The organism is Anabaenopsis tanganyikae CS-531 (genome assembly GCF_029891675.1).
Classification (GTDB): domain Bacteria; phylum Cyanobacteriota; class Cyanobacteriia; order Cyanobacteriales; family Nostocaceae; genus Anabaenopsis; species Anabaenopsis arnoldii.
Map to the genome: position 1 here is coordinate 1 of NZ_JANQDF010000125.1, position 4,406 is coordinate 4,406.

Annotated in this window: 5 protein-coding genes; 1 reads left to right on the forward strand and 4 read right to left on the reverse strand. The window is 41.9% G+C overall.

Features of this window, described 5'->3' with window-relative positions:
* The first annotated feature begins 185 nt into the window (after positions 1 to 185).
* Positions 186 to 1,064: a response regulator transcription factor gene (locus NWP22_RS12490; protein ID WP_271730981.1), complete on the forward strand. Its 879-nt coding sequence runs from the start codon at positions 186 to 188 to the stop codon at positions 1,062 to 1,064.
* Here NWP22_RS12490 and NWP22_RS12495 read toward each other — a convergent pair.
* From NWP22_RS12495 to psb34, 4 genes are all read right to left on the reverse strand, one after another.
* Positions 1,061 to 1,381: a DUF3082 domain-containing protein gene (locus NWP22_RS12495; RefSeq protein ID WP_271730983.1), complete on the reverse strand. Its 321-nt coding sequence runs from the start codon at positions 1,379 to 1,381 to the stop codon at positions 1,061 to 1,063. The genes NWP22_RS12490 and NWP22_RS12495 overlap by 4 nt on opposite strands.
* A gap of 45 nt (positions 1,382 to 1,426) precedes the next feature.
* Positions 1,427 to 2,383, reverse strand: coding sequence for a 4-(cytidine 5'-diphospho)-2-C-methyl-D-erythritol kinase (gene ispE / locus NWP22_RS12500; protein WP_271730985.1), 957 nt, complete (start codon positions 2,381 to 2,383; stop codon positions 1,427 to 1,429).
* 94 nt (positions 2,384 to 2,477) lie between these two features.
* Positions 2,478 to 3,305 (reverse strand): 16S rRNA (adenine(1518)-N(6)/adenine(1519)-N(6))-dimethyltransferase RsmA, encoded by an 828-nt coding sequence (rsmA, locus tag NWP22_RS12505; protein ID WP_271730987.1) that lies wholly within the window; start codon positions 3,303 to 3,305, stop codon positions 2,478 to 2,480.
* Positions 3,306 to 3,530: 225 nt separating this feature from the next.
* Entirely contained in the window at positions 3,531 to 3,701 is a 171-nt protein-coding gene (psb34, locus tag NWP22_RS12510) for a photosystem II assembly protein Psb34 (protein WP_271730989.1), read from the reverse strand.
* Positions 3,702 to 4,406 lie beyond the last annotated feature (705 nt).

A 4,406-nucleotide genomic window follows, 5' to 3' on the forward strand; every position in this document is an offset into this window, starting at 1 on the left:
AAATCAAGCATAATTTGCTGTCTAATTATTTAATACAGCAACTCAAACGCCCAAGTATTCCTATGTGCTTGGTTTAATTGAAATTGTCCCGTGGCGCGGCTCCCTCCGCTCCCTATTTGTGCCAGTTGCGTAAGTCCTGGACAGTTTGCTGATTGTTCCTTGCTACAAATCCTATTAATAGAGAAATGACACAGGAATCTACGAAAACAATTCTCATAATTGAAGATGATGCTACTACCCGTAATCTTTATTTAATGGGTCTTGAGGCGATCGGTTTTAATACTATAGGTGCTGAAAATGGTTTGGTTGGTATTGAAAAAACACAAACCCATTTTCCTGATTTGGTGGTTTGCGATATTGTGATGCCGGGTATGGATGGTTATAGCGTTCTTTATACCATGCGTCAAGATCCTGTGACTGCGATTATTCCGTTTATTTTTCTGACTGGTAGCGACAATAAGACAGATGTTCGTAAGGGTATGGAGTTGGGAGCTGATGACTATATTACTAAACCTTCTACTTTAGAAGAATTACACAAAGCGATCGCTATCAGATTAGAAAAGCAATCTCTTTTGCGTTGCTGGTATGCAACTGAATCTCAGCAAATGCCAGAATCGGTGGGCGATAATACAAACCGACCTGTCAAATCTAACTCAATTTTTCCAGCCGTTCCCCATCTCAAAGAAGTTTTCGACTATATTGAAGCTAACTATCATCGAGGGATTACCTTATCTAACGTAGCTGATGCCGTTGGTTACTCAGCAGCATACTTAACCACTACAGTGGCGAAAAGAACAGGTGAAACTGTTAATGGCTGGATTGTCAAACGCCGCATGGCCGCGGCCCGTCCTTTATTGACGGATACTGATCAGACAATAGAGCAGATTGCTACAGCACTAGGCTACCAAAATGCTTGTCATTTCTCCCGGCAATTTCGCCAGCATCATGGTGTATCGCCCAAAAATTGGAGAAATCAGAACCAGGTTTCTCAAATTCCTAGTAGTGATAAAATGCTTGGTATTGACCCTGATTACCAAAAATATGCAGCTTTGGGTCTAGGTTAACTGTTTTTGGGTTTTGTCAACTGCTGTAACAATAATTGCATTGCCAACGCCAGCAAACCAATTGCAACTATGGCAAATATCCCAGATCCCAAGGCAACTACACCGACGACTAAAGTACGGACAGCAGAGCCAATATTTACCACCATGGGGTTATCCGAATGGATAGGTTTAGTGGCGAAAGTTGTCGCTATGGATATCATTAGCGAATACATAGCATATCCGAGTCCTCCAGAAAACACCGCTCCTGTGATGCAACGTAAAGGAGTTGGTGGAACCTGATTTTCAGCTTCTGCTTGTGTTACTTTTGGGTCACTCATATGTTCTTCGTGTCTTACTATCTTGGTGGTAAATTTCTACTTCACTCAACCCATTGATGATGTCACCTGAATGCCATGTATCACAGTCTGAGTCACAAATAATTCTAAGTCCTCATCGGGAACTGCAGCCCTTATCTGTAGCTTAACTGCTTGTGCTTGTTCTTCAGACTCCACTAGGGCAAAAACTGTGGGGCCAGAACCAGACATCATGGTTGCTAAAACGCCTTGTTGGGCGGAAAATAGTTCTCGCAGTTGTGACACTTGAGGATAAGCTGGTAAAACTACACGTTCTAAGTCATTGTGTAGTTTTTGGGCAATTTCTCCTATATCTTTATTCAGGATACCTTTAACTATTGGTGCCGAATGCACTGCAGCCGCCCGTGCTGCTAAATTTTCAGTGTCTCTGAGATAAGAACTACCAAATTCTTGGCGATAGGTTTTGTATGCCCAGGCTGTAGAAACTTCTAAGCTGCGATATTTGGCTAATACTATATATATAGTATCCAAGTTTGGTAAGGGAGAAAGTTGCTCGCCTCTACCTGTGGCGATCACTGTTCCCCCGGCAACGCAAAACGGGACATCTGAACCAAGAGTAGCACCCAGTTCTTCTAATTCTGATTTTGTTAGTCCCAGGTTCCACAGTAAATCTATCCCCACTAACACGGCTGCAGCATTTGTGGAACCTCCGGCCAATCCAGCAGCTACGGGAATATGCTTGTTAATCGTAATTTCTACGCCCCCGTATTCAGCTAAGGCTTGAGGAAATTGCGTCGCCATGAGTTCGGCTGCTCGGTAGGCTAGGTTACTTTGATCTGTAGGTACTTGTGGGTGGTTGCAATTGACTCTAATCATTTGATTGCTAAGGGACTGTACATTTATTTCGTCTGCCAGTCCGATACTTTGGAGTATCATCGCTAACTCATGATAGCCGTCAGTCCGGTCGCTGATGATTTCCAGATACAAGTTGATTTTGGCGGGAGCAATTAGAGTGTATGAACGCATTTTGACTGCTCAATTTTAGTTATTCAATACCATATCTTTGTGACGAGCCACGCTGAACTTGTTTGTTTGTGTCCTTGATGTTCTCTGTCTTTGCTTACACAGAACTGGTAGCATTTGTCAATAAGTTGGCTAAAGTTACCCACTGCTGAACACTCAGGTCTTCGGCTCGAACTTGGGGATTTATTTCTAATTGTTCCAGTAAGTGGCTCAGGCGATCGCGTTCTACAATGGATTGCAAATTATTTCTTAACATTTTGCGTTTGGCACCAAATCCGAGTTTTACTAGAGTTTCTAATTTGTGGGGGTCAATTGCTGGGGTTTCTATCTGTCTGGGACTCAACCGCACTACTGCTGAGTCTACTTTTGGTGGTGGGTAAAATGCACCCGCGGGAACGGTACAAATGAATTCACAATCAGCTAAATACTGCACCCGCACACTTAAGGCTCCAAAGGTTCTAGAACCAGGTTTAGCATACAATCTTTCTGCTACTTCCTTTTGTACGAGTAGCACTATGGAATCATAAGGTTCTGGGTTGGGGTGGGCTATAGTACCTAGCAACTTCTCGATGATTGGCCCTGTGATGTTGTAGGGAATATTGGCTACTACTTTATTAGGGTTGTGAAAATTGGTGAATGATGCTAAATGGGATGGTAGGTCTAAGATCAGAAAGTCCCCTTGCAATAGTAAAAAGTTGTCCTTTTTCCCCAGTTGCTTGGCTAGCTGTTTGCACAGGTCAAAGTCTATTTCTACTGCTATGAGAGATTGCACGTGGGGTAGTAAACGACGAGTGAGAATACCGGTACCCGGTCCTATTTCTAAGATGCGATCGCTCTGACGACATTCTGCTGCTTTAATAATTGCATCCAGAGCCTTTTCACTTTTGAGCCAATGTTGGGCAAAGGACTTACGCGGTCTAATCATTAATTTTCCTGACTATATCTGGTTTTGATATTTTTTTTTATTGTAGATACCTAAATTATCATGTTAGACACACCTCCACCCGAATCCTCAAGGTGAGATATGTTGAGACTCTCTGGGGGCTGATGAATTATTTTTGCACAACAAAAAACCCTGGTGAAACTAACCAGGGTGAGAAGGAGAAGTCGAATTGACGATGAGAGATACCGATACGAAAATCAAAAAATCTTAGCTAACGCCCAAGGAAACCAAAATTAAGGTAGCGACAATTAATGTAGCAAATGCAGCTTGGACAGTATATTGACGTTGCTGCTCTTGGCTGGGGTAGGTGGCGCAGTATATTTGGGGTTCTTTGGCATAGTTATTGAGAATACCTTTTTCATTAATAGTTGTGTACATAGTTTTTTGTGTTTGTTACTTTATGTAACCTAATTTAACATTATTATTACAATTTGTCAAGTATGGTTGACAAATAAGATTATATTTGGATTTAGAGTTATGCTGCTCAGTTGGTGCGAACTGACAAGTCAGCCCAAGGGCGATCGCTGTAAAAGTCCGTCTGTTTAGTGTTGGGTTCCCCTATTCTTGGGGAACCATTAGGCAGGTCCCCTGACAGATGATCAGCAAAAGGGTCTAAAGGAAATAGGAAGAATATATATAGTTGGGTTCATGGATTAACCGCTGATATATATGGAATAACTAGCGTTGCTGAGTAAAATCGGGATGATTGGGGTTAGCGAATTGGTATGAAATGCTCCTCTACAGGAACATCCGAGAAAAAAACAGGTCATTTTGACGTTTCACATTCAGATAGAGCAACATTGAAAAACTCAGATCCTGCAGAAGTCTCTCGGATCAAGGGAAAGAAGCCTGAGGATGTGAGCTAAAAAAAAGTTTGTCAAACCCCTTGACGAAACCAGATAGAATAGATATATTAAATAAGTGGCAAGGCGAGAGCCAAAGACACCTGAACCGAGAAAACAAAATACTTTGAAAGTTAAAGAATAACCAATCCTCGTCAAGAAGATTTAGTTTGGGTAGAGAAACCCAAGGTTAATCAAAAATTATAACAGGAATCCGCAATAAGAAGTTATTCGGAGACCA

Coding starts and splice junctions, on each gene's coding strand:
- NWP22_RS12490 (WP_271730981.1), top strand. CDS start 186: ATGACACAGGAATCTACGAAAACAATTCTCATAATTGAAGATGATGCT.
- NWP22_RS12495 (WP_271730983.1), bottom strand. CDS start 1,381: ATGAGTGACCCAAAAGTAACACAAGCAGAAGCTGAAAATCAGGTTCCA.
- ispE (WP_271730985.1), bottom strand. CDS start 2,383: ATGCGTTCATACACTCTAATTGCTCCCGCCAAAATCAACTTGTATCTG.
- rsmA (WP_271730987.1), bottom strand. CDS start 3,305: ATGATTAGACCGCGTAAGTCCTTTGCCCAACATTGGCTCAAAAGTGAA.
- psb34 (WP_271730989.1), bottom strand. CDS start 3,701: ATGTACACAACTATTAATGAAAAAGGTATTCTCAATAACTATGCCAAA.